This is a genomic window from Bacillus sp. EKM206B, from assembly GCF_011066015.1.
Lineage (GTDB): Bacteria > Bacillota > Bacilli > Bacillales > Bacillaceae > Bacillus > Bacillus velezensis.
On record NZ_JAAMNL010000005.1, the window covers coordinates 188,024 to 200,807 of the forward strand.

The 12,784-nt window shown below is 44.4% G+C and carries 16 protein-coding genes; 13 read left to right on the forward strand and 3 right to left on the reverse strand.

All coding sequences use genetic code 11. From position 1 onward, the window contains the following. Positions 1-216 precede the first annotated feature (216 nt). The 7 genes from G9F50_RS11690 to G9F50_RS11720 all read left to right on the forward strand — a co-directional run bounded on the left by G9F50_RS11690 (position 217) and on the right by G9F50_RS11720 (position 5,187). Positions 217-756, forward strand: a complete 540-nt coding sequence (locus G9F50_RS11690; RefSeq protein ID WP_060561896.1) for a GNAT family N-acetyltransferase — start codon at positions 217-219, stop codon at positions 754-756. Between the two features lie 258 nt (positions 757-1,014). Next, the gene (locus tag G9F50_RS11695; RefSeq protein ID WP_007613520.1) at positions 1,015-1,587 is read left to right on the forward strand and encodes a hypothetical protein; all 573 of its coding nucleotides are present in this window, start codon (positions 1,015-1,017) and stop codon (positions 1,585-1,587) included. A gap of 67 nt (positions 1,588-1,654) precedes the next feature. Beyond that, positions 1,655-1,990 (forward strand): uberolysin/carnocyclin family circular bacteriocin, encoded by a 336-nt coding sequence (locus tag G9F50_RS11700; RefSeq protein ID WP_003151973.1) that lies wholly within the window; start codon positions 1,655-1,657, stop codon positions 1,988-1,990. Positions 1,991-2,072: 82 nt separating this feature from the next. Beyond that, positions 2,073-3,728, forward strand: a complete 1,656-nt coding sequence (locus G9F50_RS11705) for a hypothetical protein (RefSeq protein WP_060561895.1) — start codon at positions 2,073-2,075, stop codon at positions 3,726-3,728. Then, the gene (locus G9F50_RS11710; RefSeq protein WP_060561894.1) at positions 3,721-4,425 is read left to right on the forward strand and encodes an ABC transporter ATP-binding protein; all 705 of its coding nucleotides are present in this window, start codon (positions 3,721-3,723) and stop codon (positions 4,423-4,425) included. The genes G9F50_RS11705 and G9F50_RS11710 overlap by 8 nt, the downstream gene beginning before the upstream one ends. Continuing rightward, positions 4,422-4,949: a stage II sporulation protein M gene (locus G9F50_RS11715; protein ID WP_025285208.1), complete on the forward strand. Its 528-nt coding sequence runs from the start codon at positions 4,422-4,424 to the stop codon at positions 4,947-4,949. Before G9F50_RS11710 ends, G9F50_RS11715 begins: the two co-directional genes overlap by 4 nt. A gap of 16 nt (positions 4,950-4,965) precedes the next feature. Further along, entirely contained in the window at positions 4,966-5,187 is a 222-nt protein-coding gene (locus tag G9F50_RS11720; RefSeq protein WP_003151978.1) for a DUF5970 family protein, read from the forward strand. A 60-nt stretch (positions 5,188-5,247) separates the two neighbouring features. Here G9F50_RS11720 and guaC read toward each other — a convergent pair whose 3' ends face one another. Continuing rightward, complete coding sequence (gene guaC / locus G9F50_RS11725) at positions 5,248-6,228, reverse strand: GMP reductase (protein WP_033574902.1); 981 nt, start codon at positions 6,226-6,228, stop codon at positions 5,248-5,250. Positions 6,229-6,444: 216 nt separating this feature from the next. On the opposite strand from guaC, the gene G9F50_RS11730 reads away from it, so the two are divergent. Next, positions 6,445-6,588 carry a hypothetical protein gene (locus G9F50_RS11730; RefSeq protein WP_003151982.1) on the forward strand — a complete coding sequence of 48 codons (144 nt, stop codon included), beginning with the start codon at positions 6,445-6,447 and terminating at the stop codon, positions 6,586-6,588. Between the two features lie 40 nt (positions 6,589-6,628). On the opposite strand, the gene yumC is transcribed toward G9F50_RS11730, so the two are convergent. Then, complete coding sequence (gene yumC, locus G9F50_RS11735) at positions 6,629-7,624, reverse strand: ferredoxin--NADP reductase 2 (protein WP_003151984.1); 996 nt, start codon at positions 7,622-7,624, stop codon at positions 6,629-6,631. 311 nt (positions 7,625-7,935) lie between these two features. On the opposite strand from yumC, the gene G9F50_RS11740 reads away from it, so the two are divergent. The 4 genes from G9F50_RS11740 (at position 7,936) to G9F50_RS11755 (ending at position 10,588) form a co-directional block, all read left to right on the forward strand. Next, positions 7,936-9,156 carry an NAD(P)/FAD-dependent oxidoreductase gene (locus G9F50_RS11740; RefSeq protein ID WP_033574903.1) on the forward strand — a complete coding sequence of 407 codons (1,221 nt, stop codon included), beginning with the start codon at positions 7,936-7,938 and terminating at the stop codon, positions 9,154-9,156. 174 nt (positions 9,157-9,330) lie between these two features. Then, positions 9,331-9,456, forward strand: coding sequence for a YuiA family protein (locus tag G9F50_RS11745; protein WP_007408708.1), 126 nt, complete (start codon positions 9,331-9,333; stop codon positions 9,454-9,456). A 68-nt stretch (positions 9,457-9,524) separates the two neighbouring features. Then, positions 9,525-9,845 carry a YuiB family protein gene (locus tag G9F50_RS11750; RefSeq protein WP_003151989.1) on the forward strand — a complete coding sequence of 107 codons (321 nt, stop codon included), beginning with the start codon at positions 9,525-9,527 and terminating at the stop codon, positions 9,843-9,845. 101 nt (positions 9,846-9,946) lie between these two features. Beyond that, positions 9,947-10,588, forward strand: a complete 642-nt coding sequence (locus tag G9F50_RS11755; RefSeq protein WP_079891074.1) for a 3D domain-containing protein — start codon at positions 9,947-9,949, stop codon at positions 10,586-10,588. Positions 10,589-10,617: 29 nt separating this feature from the next. On the opposite strand, the gene G9F50_RS11760 is transcribed toward G9F50_RS11755, so the two are convergent. Next, positions 10,618-11,094, reverse strand: coding sequence for a divergent PAP2 family protein (locus tag G9F50_RS11760; RefSeq protein ID WP_015240497.1), 477 nt, complete (start codon positions 11,092-11,094; stop codon positions 10,618-10,620). A 147-nt stretch (positions 11,095-11,241) separates the two neighbouring features. Here G9F50_RS11760 and G9F50_RS11765 point away from each other — a divergent pair, with 147 nt between their 5' ends. After that, positions 11,242-12,732, forward strand: coding sequence for a leucyl aminopeptidase (locus tag G9F50_RS11765; protein ID WP_060561892.1), 1,491 nt, complete (start codon positions 11,242-11,244; stop codon positions 12,730-12,732). Positions 12,733-12,784 lie beyond the last annotated feature (52 nt).

The window sequence follows — 12,784 nt, forward strand, 5'->3', positions numbered from 1 at the left end:
CTTGTCACAATATGATGATACGGCTTAAAGCACGGTTTAAGTCAACAAAAGAACCTTGTGCTTCCGTTTCGGTTACTCACATCAGACATAGGTCACGACAGGAAAGGTGAACGTAAAGTCTTGGAATTTTCTTAATGCGATAAAGCGTACCGTATCACATGGGTGAGAGGCAATTTAAAAAACGTTTCTGATCAAAACAAAAGGACGGCGATGCATATGCAGGAAGGAAACAGCGTTGATATCAGGCCGATCAGCTTGAATGATGCAGAGCAGGAACTGGTTTTGCAGACGGAAAACCGCATGTTTTTTGAACGGTTTGCCATGTCGAGACAAGGGGATTTTTATACGCTGGAAGGCCGGAAAAAACGAATTGAACAATCACTGAAGAATGCGGAAAATGATACTGAATACAGCTTCGGCATTTTTCTTCAGGATCAGGCCCTGATTGGCACGATCAGCCTTTTTCAGGTGGTTCGGGGTTCCCTCCAAAGCGCTTTTATCGGTTATTTTTTAGATGGCAAATATAACGGGAAAGGCTATGCGACGAAGGCTGTCAAGCTGGCAGTCGATTATGCATTCAATGAGCTGGAACTGCATCGGATAGAAGCCGGAGTCATGCCGAACAATAAGGCGTCAATCCGGGTGCTCGAAAAAGCTGGCTTTCATAAAGAAGGCATTGCGAGAAAAAAAGTAAAAATAAATGGAAAATGGGAAGATCATCAGGTGCTGGCGATCATACATCCGGAGGATACATGACGATATCCTCCTTTTTTATATCCTGCGTCTCTTTCGACAGGTTCTTCCTAAAACTTCAAATCAATTGTCTAAATCATACTATTTGCAAATTCGAAAAAAAATAAAGGGTACATAGCACCAAAAACTCTGAAAGATGTGCTCTTTGTCAACACGTTCTAAAGTCATATTTTTCGAAAGGATATTGATTTTTTGATAGGATTAAACTAAATTGTAAAAGTATAGAATAGTTAATTTATTTTGTAAGAAAAGGATGATAATATGATAGGTCAATTGAGCAATAAAAAAATATTTTTAAGTTCTTTTTTCATCATTTTGATCTGTTCATTACTCTTCCAATTCAGTATTTCAGATAAAGTTCTGCAGTCGTATTATTCTTCCGTCGGAGAAAGTACCTACGATATCGGGGAGAAAAGTGTTCGTACGATTGTCATGTTTCTGCAAGGGTTTATGATCTTCACAACTTTTGTGGAAATTCTGATAGGCGGATTTCTGTTATTCGTTGCCGCTTTTATTCTCGGTACAAAAAAACCGAAAAAAATATATTTGCTTCTATATACGCTGACTTCTTTAATCTCGGCATTTAAAATGTTGATTCTTTCAGTTGTTAACTACTTAACGGCTGATTCCTCGCTTATATATTCTGCCGGCGGCACCAGCTTGAGTCTGCAGCTGCTGGATCCATTTCTGCTCATATCAATCGCGGCTCTTTATGCTGCTGCGGGAAAACTGACCGATCTCAGTAAAGGCAAGAGAATCATTTTGACTGGATGTTTTGTTTTACTAAAACTCTTTACTATTTTCTTAAACTATTTTATGGCGGATAAAATTTAGCTCGGGAGAGAGTCAATTAAGCTGAATTTTATTATAAATTAAAAAAACAGAGTAGGGAGATGTTATGATGAACTTAGTAAAATCTAATAAAAAGTCTTTCATTTTGTTTGGCGCGGCTCTTGCTGCAGCAACATTGGTTTATGCACTATTATTAACGGGAACTGAATTAAACGTGGCGGCGGCTCATGCATTCTCAGCCAATGCTGAATTAGCTTCAACTCTAGGCATCTCTACAGCAGCAGCTAAAAAAGCAATTGATATTATTGATGCGGCATCAACAATTGCTTCTATCATTTCTCTCATCGGTATCGTTACAGGCGCAGGCGCGATTTCTTATGCAATCGTTGCAACAGCAAAAACAATGATTAAGAAATACGGCAAAAAATACGCAGCTGCTTGGTAAAATCGATCAATAAATAATTGCTCTTTTTGTACAAGCTGCAAAAAGAGCCTCTCTCCCAAATACATATGTAAGGATTGAAAGTATGATAGTCAAACAAATTGCGGCTCTTATCAAATATAATACCCTGTCATCGTTTCGAAAAAGAAAGGAAGATTGGGGCATTCCTCAACTCAACAGCAAACTGCTGTCTGCCATTATTATTTCTCTGTTATGTTTATATCTCGTTTTCCTGGGATGCGGTGTTGTATTCGGGACAAAACTGATTCAGCTGCCCCTCAGCGCATGGGGGCAATTTGTTTTAATCGCCGTTTCACTTGAGCAGCTGTTTTGGGCTGCCGGCTTCTTTAAAGAACACCACAATGCCTTTCTGCTGGATACGCGCAAGGTCATTCATCAATTAAAAAAGGTTCGTTTTTTACAGCTGTTTTCTGTTTTTGCCGGCCAGGCGATCAAAAAAACCATTTTCGTATGGTATCTTTTTGTTTTTCCGGTCTTTTTGTTTTTATCAAGCGCAGGCATGACCGGGTCTGCGGCGGTCATCGTATTTTTCTTGGGCTTCGTTTATTTTCTTCTCAATTTATTTTTATCTATGCTGTTTTCTTATGTTGTTTATCTTCTTACAAATATGTGGAGCAAATTGTTTTACTTGAAAATCATGAAAGGCATTTTATTCAGCGTCAGCCTGCTGGTTCCGCTTGCAGTCGGGTATGCCGTTTATCTTCTCGTGTTTGGGGAGTATACCGCAAAGGATATTTCAAGCTTTACGGAGTCACCGGCTTTCCGGAACATCCTCATGAATACGCCGTATGTATGGTTAGCATTCCGCTCACATTCCGTGCTCGTTTTCGCTGCGGCGTTTGCGGCCGCCGTCCTTTTAACGGCGGGGATGTTTAAACTGTGGTCGGCCACGCTGAAGAAAATGGACCTTATTCCTTATATGTTTTTGACAAACGCAGAATTTGCGCCAAAGCTGAAATTATATAGAAATAACAAAATATTTCATGCCGTTTTTCAAAAGGATCTGCTGTTTTTATCGAGAATTGACGGGTTTTTTATCAGGAACTTCGGCAGTATGCTGTATTTGTTCATGCTGTTTTTAGGTTTTTGTATTCCGCTTCTATCGCATCATTTTATCGGGTATTCGGCAGCCGCCATCGTGTCTGCGGCGGTTATCATTGCGAACTTTTCGTATCAGCTCGTCGGAGATGCGCTCAAAACAGTATTATCAGTTGACGGAGAAATAAAAAATCAGCATCTGTTTCACCGAAATATCAAACATGCGTGGCAGCTGGTGTTTCCGAAAGTATGTATTTATAATCTCGCCGCTCTTATCTATTCGTTCATCATCACCATTTTGATTACGGTGTTTTTTCCGTCTTCCGCTGCGCTGACGATTTACTTGTTTATTGTGTTTTTATGTTCGGGTTTTTTATACAGTCTTGTCCAGATTTCAAGCACCGCCCTGTATCCTAAGAAAAACTGGGAGCATATGTACGAAATTGGAGAAGCGGGGAAAGCAAAGACGTATAACAACTTATACGGATCTTTCATTTTCATTGTGTCGCTTCAAATCGCTGCGATCACGTCGTATTTTATCTATAAAAAGCCGGAACTTGAAACGATGCTTATTCATTCTGCATCAGGTATTTTTGTCCTGTTCACACTATTAAACTATGGAGTCATGTTTCTGTTTCTTCGCAGAATCAATATGGCGGAAAGGTTTGCGAACAATGATTAAATTAGTGAATATACAAAAAAACTATAGTGAAAAACAGGTATTGAAAGATATTTCGTTTGAGGTAAAAAAAGGCTCAATTTATGCTTTGCTGGGGACTAATGGAGTCGGGAAAACAACGACTTTGAAAATCATTTCGGGCCTGCTTAAACCGACTTCAGGCAGCGTCATGATTGACGGTAAGGAACTGGATTCAGAAGAGGGGGGGCAAATATCGGCTGATATCGGTTTTGTGCCCGACCATGCCTTTTTATATGATTATTTAACGGGAGTCGAATACCTGCGTTTTACAGCGGAAATGTTTCAAGTGCCGTCTCAGCGGACAAATGAGTATATAAAGAATATGTTAGAGATGCTGAAGCTTGCTCAAGACGGAAATCAGCTGATTAAAACATATTCACATGGAATGAAACAAAAATTATCAATTGCGGCCGCGCTCATTCATCAGCCAAAGATATTAATTCTTGACGAACCGCTGACGGGCATTGATTTAATCAGCGGTAAAACGATACGGACGTTATTAAAGGAGTACGTCAAGCAGGGACATACGGTCCTGTTATCGACCCACCTGTTGGAGCTGGCGCATTCGCTGTGTGATACGATCGGTATTATACATGAAGGCGTTTTTGCTGCGGAGTATCAGTCATCCGAGCATTCATTAGAAGAGATTGAAGAATTGGCTGAGAGTATCTATACATGATGAACCGCATGTTGCCGGCAATCAGGACGTCCGTCATTCCGTTAACCGCGTCATTGCTGTTTTTTTCAGGCGGTGTGATCGCTGCGTTTTTTTCCGATCACTTTGTTTCAACCGCGTCTTACAACGGCTCGTCAGGCGCGGTTGAACTGCTGAAAAACAATGCAATCGCTTGTCTGTTTTTAGCCGCGGGTTTTTTTACCTTTGGGTTGACCTCAATCTTTTATTTATTCACCAACGGGTTTATTTTAAGCGGCTCTATTATAGAAAATCTGCATAGCGGGGTTCCTTTTTATCAGATTTTTTTACTGCTAATTCCTCATGGTATATTTGAAGTTCCCGCGTTATTATTAAGTGGCGCCATTGGTTTTAAGGGCGTTGAATTGGTCATCAGGCTGTGTTTTTCTAAGGAAAAAAAGATAATGGCTTCAATGTTCAGGCATATTGGAATATTGGTGCTCATAATTATTTGTCTGCTGATCGCCGCTGCCATTATTGAAGCTTACATCACACCAATTTTTAAGTAAAAGGGGCAGAAATCATATGAGAAGTAAATTATCATTAATCGGTGTGCCGATTGTTATGATTATCGGTTATATCATTTCTTTATCCTTTGAGTGGCTGTTTCCTGTTCTTACTTTTGGGGTGGCAGGACTATATCTCTTTATATTTGCTCCGGTGCAAAATAAATTCATTCGTTACATCTTTTTGTTTATTTTTGTGATTAATCTATTGGCCAGTGCGGCTCTTTATTTCGGTATTTAATAAAAAAATGACATTCATATTGAATGTCATTTTTTTATCTTTGAGCGGCTCTGCTGCGTGTTAAAATCTGTCGCCGTTGAAAATAGAGTTTTTTACGATCACGTAGTCGACATTGCGGATGGCTTCGAGTGTATTGCCGCCGGCGTAAGAGATGGAAGATTGCAGATCCTGCTCCATTTCAACCAGCGTGTCCTGTAAAGACCCTTTATGTTCGACATGCATTTTTTTGCCTTCGACGTTTTTCTTTTCGCCTTTTTGAAATTCAGAAGCGGAGCCGAAATATTCTTTGTACAGCTTTCCATCGATTTCGATCGTTTGTCCCGGTGATTCTTCGTGGCCGGCGAATAATGATCCGATCATGACCATAGACGCGCCGAAACGGATGGATTTCGCAATATCGCCGTGCGTGCGGATGCCGCCGTCAGCAATGATCGGTTTGCTCGCCGCTTTTGCGCACCAGCGAAGCGCGGCTAATTGCCACCCGCCGGTTCCGAAGCCGGTTTTAATTTTGGTGATGCAGACTTTCCCGGGGCCGATTCCCACTTTTGTCGCGTCGGCGCCCGCGCGTTCCAGCTCCCTTACGGCTTCAGGCGTCCCGACATTCCCTGCGATGACAAAGCTTTCCGGGACATGTTCTTTAATAAATTGAATCATGCTGATCACGGCATTGGAATGGCCGTGCGCGATATCAATGGTAATATAATCCGGCACAAGCTCCTGTGCTTTCAGCTCCCGGATGAATTCATAATCATTTTCCTTCACGCCGACACTGATGGAAGAAATCAGTCCGCGCGCTTTCATATCCCGGACAAAAGCCAGGCGTTTTTCCGGCTCGAAGCGGTGCATGATATAAAAATACCCGTTTTCCGCGAGCCAGGCCGCGATGTTTTCATCTATTATCGTCTGCATGTTGGCCGGCACGACCGGAAGTTTAAACGTGTGTCCGCCCAATGTAACTGATGTATCACATTCAGATCGGCTGTCCACAATGCATTTTGCAGGAATCAGCTGAATATCTTCGTAATCAAATACATTTTCCATATATAACACCCCTAAAAGCGAATAATAGAATTAAATAAAATTAAAATGTTCGTCTTTTTATAATGTACTTTGTTTTGTCAGGAATGTCAAATGATTTCATGCTGCCTCATATGCGGTCAGCTTGTCATCCATTTGCAGTTTGGTTATCATAGTAGTATTGGGTGTTGTAAGACATTTGTTACGATAGATAGATTTGCAAAGAAGGGAGGGGCCGGTGTGGAACAAAAACAGCCCGGGCACAGCCCGAAAGCCCAGAAAATTCAAGACCGGATTATTTTAGGCACGATTTGGGTCGTGTCGGCGCTTGTCATTGCGCTCGTTGTCGGAACCGTCATGAATTATATTTGGATGTTTAAATAAAAAAGAGTCTGTGCCGGTATGACACAGACTCTTTTTTATATTATTTTTCAAACATGCTTGTAGAATGCAGAGGCTGGACGCGCGCTTTCGGGTCCATGTAAGCCTTCGCGTTGTTCACGGCTGTCGGAGCTTCGCCGAAACCGCTGGCGATCAGCTTGACTTTGCCTTCATATGTGCAGATATCTCCGGCGGCAAAGAAGCCTTCAATATTCGTTTCCATCGTGCTTTTGACGACGATGGAATTTTTCTCGATGTCAAGGCCCCAGTTTTTAATCGGGCCGAGAGAAGAAACAAAGCCGTAGTTTACGATCAGGTCATCAATTTCGATGATTTCTTTACGGTCGCCTTTCACTTCTTCGAGAACGAGCTGTTCGATCCGGTCTTCACCGACAAGTTCAGCGGGAACAAACGGTGTCAGCACGTTGACTTTAGAATTATGAAGGTTTTCGACACTGTGCTCATGCGCGCGGAATTTATCACGGCGGTGGATGATGCTGACTTCTTTCGCGATCGGCTCAAGCATGAGCGCCCAGTCAACCGCGGAATCGCCGCCGCCCAGAACGGCAACGCGTCTGCCTGCGAATTGATTGAGGTCGTCAATGAAGTAGTGCAGGTTTTTGCCCTCATATTGTTCCGCTGATTCCAGCTCAAGCTTTCTCGGCTTAAATGCGCCGTTTCCCGCGGTGATAATAACCGTTTTTGAATAATGCGTTTCTGAATTCGTGACAAGCTTAAACACACCGTCCGCCTGTTTTTCAACAGATTCAACGGCCTGCTCTAAGCAGATGGTCTGATCGAACTTTGCCATTTGCTCTTTTAAATTGTTCACAAGTTCTTGGGCGCGGATTTTCGGGAATCCGGCTACATCATAAATATATTTTTCAGGGTACAGCGCGCTGAGCTGGCCGCCAAGCTGAGGCAGGCTCTCGATGATTTTGACGCTCGCCTGTCTCATTCCCCCGTAAAAAGCGGTAAACAGGCCGACCGGGCCGCCGCCGATGACCGTAATATCATAAACCTTTGAATCCTCTTGCATACCAAATTGCCTCCTAATTGAAAATTGTTATTAATTATAACATACAATTTAAAAGGATGACGAGTGCCGAAAACCGCCCGGCCGCTTCATTCTTGAAAAAAATTGCGGCCGCCGATAATATGGGGACAAATTCCAATCTGTTTTTTCCTGAATCTTTTCTGATTCTTCCGGATAGTATGGTGATATGCAGACATGTGCGGTTTTCTAAAAAATTTTATATTTCATTTCATAAAATCCCGCCAATAAGCTGAAGCTAATACAAATGTTGATTTGATTATGCGTCTAACAGCAAAAAAAAGAAGGTGGATGTGATGGCATTGAATAAACCCAAAATCGTGGTTTTAGGTGCAGGTTATGGTGGATTAATGACAGTAACAAGGCTTCCGAAGCATATCGGGGCAAATGACGCTGACATTACTTTGGTCAATAAACACAATTATCATTATGAAACGACATGGATGCATGAAGCGAGCGCAGGAACGCTGCATCATGACCGCTGCAGATATCAAATAAAAGATGTAATCAATGAATCACGGGTCAAATTTGTGCAGGATACCGTAAAAGCGATAGATGTGCAAAATAAAAAGGTGACGCTTTCACAAGGGGACATCCCTTATGATTATCTCGTCATCGGACTTGGCGCCGTCCCTGAAACATTCGGGATTAAAGGCTTAAAAGAATTCGCTTTTCCGATCGCGAATATTAATACGTCGCGCCAGCTGAAAGACCATATTGAGCTCCAATTTGCGACATACAATACGGAGGCCGAAAAACGCCCTGACCGCTTAACCATCGTTGTCGGCGGAGCGGGCTTTACGGGAATTGAATTTCTCGGTGAACTTGCGAACCGCAAGCCGGAGTTATGCAGATATTATGATATAGATGAAAGTCTCGTCCGGATCGTCTGTGTCGAGGCCGCCCCGACGGTTTTGCCGGGATTTGATCCGGAGCTTGTCGAATACGCCGTTCAATACCTTGAGAGCAAAGGCGTTGAATTTAAAATCGGCACCGCGGTTCAAGAATGCCGCGCAGACGGTGTCACAGTCGGCAAGAAAGATGAAGAGCCGGAAGAAATCAAATCGCAGACCGTTGTCTGGGCCGCGGGCGTGCGCGGACATCCGATCGTGGAGGAAGCGGGTTTTGAAAATATGCGCGGCCGTGTCAAGGTCAACCCTGATCTTCGGGCGCCGGGGCATGATGACGTTTTTATACTCGGCGACAGCTCGCTCTTTATCAATGAAGAGACGGAACGGCCGTACCCGCCAACTGCTCAGATCGCGATGCAGCAAGGAGAAACGGTCGCCAAAAATCTGGGCGGTTTGATTAAAGGAGGCCAGCTTGAAGAGTTCAAGCCTGACATTAAAGGAACCGTCGCCTCCCTCGGTGAGCATAACGCCGTCGGAGTCGTATACGGCAGGAAGCTCAAAGGCACGCCGGCGTCCTTTATGAAAAAGGTCATTGACAACCGCTCGCTCTTTATGATTGGCGGGCTGGGCCTGACGCTGAAAAAAGGGAAGTTTAAATTCTTCTGAAAACCCGCAGCCGCGGGTTTTCTCTTCTTTTAAAAAAGAGCGCTATCAAAAGAATGTAAAAGAAAAAAATAAATGTTTTCGCTTACATGAGTTATTTTGTTACATATTCTGACTTGGTGCTTGACAAGTAAATATGATATATTATCAGAAAATTAAGAAAAAAGGGTGATCCGCATGAAAACGACAGCAAAAAGCACGGCGGCGTGTCCGTTCTGCTCAGGTAAAGGGTATTTTCAATTGCTTCTTGGCGGCTCCGAAACATGTCCCTCCTGCCAGGGAAGCGGCAAAGAGAGACGATGATTTTTCCAGACGTTGACTTTTTTACCGCCCCCGAGGTACACTGAAAGTGCTGTAGGGGGTGGATGTTTGTGATTAGTTTGCCGGTCGTCCTGATCTCAATCGTACTATTTTTCGTACTGTTTTTCGGCATAGGCTTTCTGTTGAACATGCTGCTTAGAATGTCGTGGATTATGGCTGTTGTCTATCCGATTGTATGCCTTTTCATTATCAGCAATAAAAAGATGATCAGTTACGTGCAGGCGCCGGGGGAATCCTTTCAAAGCCTGTTTCAGCGCATCATGTCATTAGCGGTTGCGGATGTCGTGATTTTGGCGGGCGGACTGGCGGGAGCCATCATGTCAGGCATTGCCATAAAGGCGCTCAGAAAAAGAGGATATCAAATGTTTTAAGCCGCTTTCTTATTCGAGAAAGCTTTTTTTTGTGCCGCGGCGCTTTTTGTATAGCACCTCACCGAGTTGGGAACAATGACTCGGAGGAGAGTGATTTCAGATTGACGATAATCAGACGCGTATTCATGATCGTGCTCTTTTTGGGCGCATGCCATGCGACATACTTTTCCATAACCGGAGTTGAAGCAAAGGATCTGACAAATTGGATGAAGGAACATCGCGGCGCCGTTTTGAAAAACATCGGCACTCCGTTTCAATCCTTACAGAATCAGCCGGAAAAGAAGGCATCAGGCAGGATAAAACCGCTGGAAGAAGCTTTTGACTGGGAACGCTATCCCTCACATAAGGTGACGGCCACCGGTTATACCGCCGGAGCGGAATCTACCGGAAAATCTCCGGGTCATCCGCAGTACGGAATTACATATTCAGGCGTGAAGGTCAAACGCGATTTATATTCAACTGTTGCGGCCGATCCGTCTGTTTTCCCGATCGGGACGATTCTGTTTATACCGAATTACGGTTACGGGGTTGTCGCCGATACCGGCTCAAAAATTAAAGGCAGCCGCCTTGACCTCTACTTTGACACCGTCAAGGACGTCTATAACAATTGGGGCAAAAAAACACTTGAGGTCTACATGATTAAAAAAGGGAACGGCACAGTGACCGAGGACGAACTTGTAAAGCTGAACGAAACAAAGTCGATGCAAGTGTTCAGAAATCAATACAAAACGGTAAAAGAATAAAAACGCTTCAGCATCCGCTGAAGCGTTTTTTACATAAAGAGATAATCTAAAATCAATGTCAGCACAATACCGGTGACGCCGCCGAAGAATACTTCAATCGGCTGATGGCCGAGCAGTTCTTTCAGTTTCTTCTGTTTTTCCTTCTCTTCCGCTTTCTGAAAGTCCTTCGCTTCGCTGACAAACCGATTAAAGTCGATGACCAGTTTATTAATGACCGTCGCCTGTTCACCCGCATGCCGCCTGACACCTGTAGCGTCGAACATCGTAATGACGGCGAAAATCGCGGCGACTGCAAACAGGGGCGAGTCCAGTCCCTGTTCCAAAGCGACTCCGGTTGACAGCGCGGTGACGGCGGCGGAATGGGAGCTCGGCATGCCGCCGGTGCTCGTCACAAGAGACCAGTCAAGTTTTTTGGATACGATAAATTGAATAGGCACTTTTACAACTTGGGCAAAAATAATGGCGGCAAAACTCGCCAGTAAAGGAAAATTCATAAGTACATCCATATGCAACATCCTTTCTGTATCTGCTGATTCCGATCGTATCGAAAAACTGCAGAAAACGCCCTTAGTTTGGTAAAATAAAATCAATGAAAAATGTTTTTTCATTATACCACTTTACATAACAAATACCCACATAAGGAGTGTGTACTCATGTTTTATGCATCTGATCAACTGCGGCATCCCGAAACACTGGTCATCGGTCTTTTTCAAAAAAGCACGCTGAACGGATTTACGAAGGAATTGGATGATAAATTGGACGGTCATCTGACCCAGCTGTTAAAGGATGGTGATGTGTCCGCCAAACGCAATCGTGTATCAAAAGTATACCCTCCGGCTGCGACCGGTATGAAACGTATTTATTTTATCGGCCTGGGAAGAGAAGCGGATTATTCGTTTGAAGATACGAAAGAATGCTTTGCACGAGTATTTCAGCAGATTCATCAAGATAAAAAACAGGAAGTATCCGTTTTGCTCGATACATTCGTCTCCGGGGAAGTGCCTGCCGCCGATGCCGCTCATGCGCTTTCAGAAAGCTGTCTGCTTGCGGTTTACGAAGTGCAGGATTATAAACATAAATCGAATGAGCCGGATCAGGAACTGAAATCAGTCTGCGCCGTGACCGAAGAAGACCTGAGGGAAGTGCAGGCCGGCCTGAACGTCGGAGCGGCATACGGCCAAGGGACGAATTCAGCCCGCACGCTTGTGAATATGCCGGGTAATATGCTGACGGCCACTGATTTGGCGTCATATGCCGCTGAGCTTGCGGCAAAATACGATTTCGATTGTGAAATTTTGGAAAAAGATGAAATGGAAGAGCTCGGCATGGGCGGGCTGCTTGCTGTTAACAAGGGCTCATCCGAACCGCCGAAAATGATCGTTCTGAAGTATCAGGGCAAAGATCAGTGGGAAGACGTCATCGGCCTGGTCGGTAAAGGAATTACCTTTGATACGGGCGGATATTCAATTAAGCCGAAAACCGGCATCGTCGGCATGAAAAGCGATATGGGAGGGGCCGCCTCGGTATTAGGGGCAATGGAAATTATCGGCGAACTGCGGCCTGAACAAAACGTGCTCGCCGTCATACCGTCTACGGACAACATGATTTCGTCCGATGCTATGAAGCCGGATGACGTCATCGTTTCGCTCAGCGGAAAAACCATTGAGATCCTGAACACCGATGCGGAAGGGCGTCTCGTGCTTGCCGACGGCATCACATACGCCAAGCAGCACGGAGCCTCTGTCCTCGTAGACGTCGCAACGTTAACGGGCGGTGTCATTGTCGCCTTAGGGAACGAAATGACGGGCGCCATGACCAATCACGCCGCGTTTTACGAACAGGTGGCGGAATCGGCGAAAGAATCCGGCGAGCCGATCTGGCAGCTTCCGATTACAGAAAAGGATAAAAAACGGGTGAGAAACAGTCAGATGGCTGATTTGAACAATTCTCCGGGAAGAGAAGGCCACGCGATTATGGCGGGGGCATTCATTGGTGAATTTGCGGAAAACACGCCGTGGGTTCACCTCGATATTGCGGGAACCGCGACGGCGAATAAAGCGACATGCTTCGGCCCTGCCGGCGCAACAGGCGTCATGGCAAGGACGTTGGCTGTTTTGACTGAGCGCTTTACGCCCGAAAGATAACAGCATCCCGCTGCCTTGATGCAGCGGGTTTTTTGATTTCCAAAATCTTTAG

Coding starts and splice junctions, on each gene's coding strand:
- G9F50_RS11765 (WP_060561892.1), top strand. CDS start 11,242: ATGTTTTATGCATCTGATCAACTGCGGCATCCCGAAACACTGGTCATC.
- guaC (WP_033574902.1), bottom strand. CDS start 6,228: ATGGAAAATGTATTTGATTACGAAGATATTCAGCTGATTCCTGCAAAA.
- G9F50_RS11690 (WP_060561896.1), top strand. CDS start 217: ATGCAGGAAGGAAACAGCGTTGATATCAGGCCGATCAGCTTGAATGAT.
- G9F50_RS11710 (WP_060561894.1), top strand. CDS start 3,721: ATGATTAAATTAGTGAATATACAAAAAAACTATAGTGAAAAACAGGTA.
- G9F50_RS11695 (WP_007613520.1), top strand. CDS start 1,015: ATGATAGGTCAATTGAGCAATAAAAAAATATTTTTAAGTTCTTTTTTC.
- G9F50_RS11700 (WP_003151973.1), top strand. CDS start 1,655: ATGAACTTAGTAAAATCTAATAAAAAGTCTTTCATTTTGTTTGGCGCG.
- yumC (WP_003151984.1), bottom strand. CDS start 7,624: ATGCAAGAGGATTCAAAGGTTTATGATATTACGGTCATCGGCGGCGGC.
- G9F50_RS11720 (WP_003151978.1), top strand. CDS start 4,966: ATGAGAAGTAAATTATCATTAATCGGTGTGCCGATTGTTATGATTATC.
- G9F50_RS11705 (WP_060561895.1), top strand. CDS start 2,073: ATGATAGTCAAACAAATTGCGGCTCTTATCAAATATAATACCCTGTCA.
- G9F50_RS11760 (WP_015240497.1), bottom strand. CDS start 11,094: ATGGATGTACTTATGAATTTTCCTTTACTGGCGAGTTTTGCCGCCATT.
- G9F50_RS11715 (WP_025285208.1), top strand. CDS start 4,422: ATGATGAACCGCATGTTGCCGGCAATCAGGACGTCCGTCATTCCGTTA.
- G9F50_RS11745 (WP_007408708.1), top strand. CDS start 9,331: ATGAAAACGACAGCAAAAAGCACGGCGGCGTGTCCGTTCTGCTCAGGT.
- G9F50_RS11740 (WP_033574903.1), top strand. CDS start 7,936: ATGGCATTGAATAAACCCAAAATCGTGGTTTTAGGTGCAGGTTATGGT.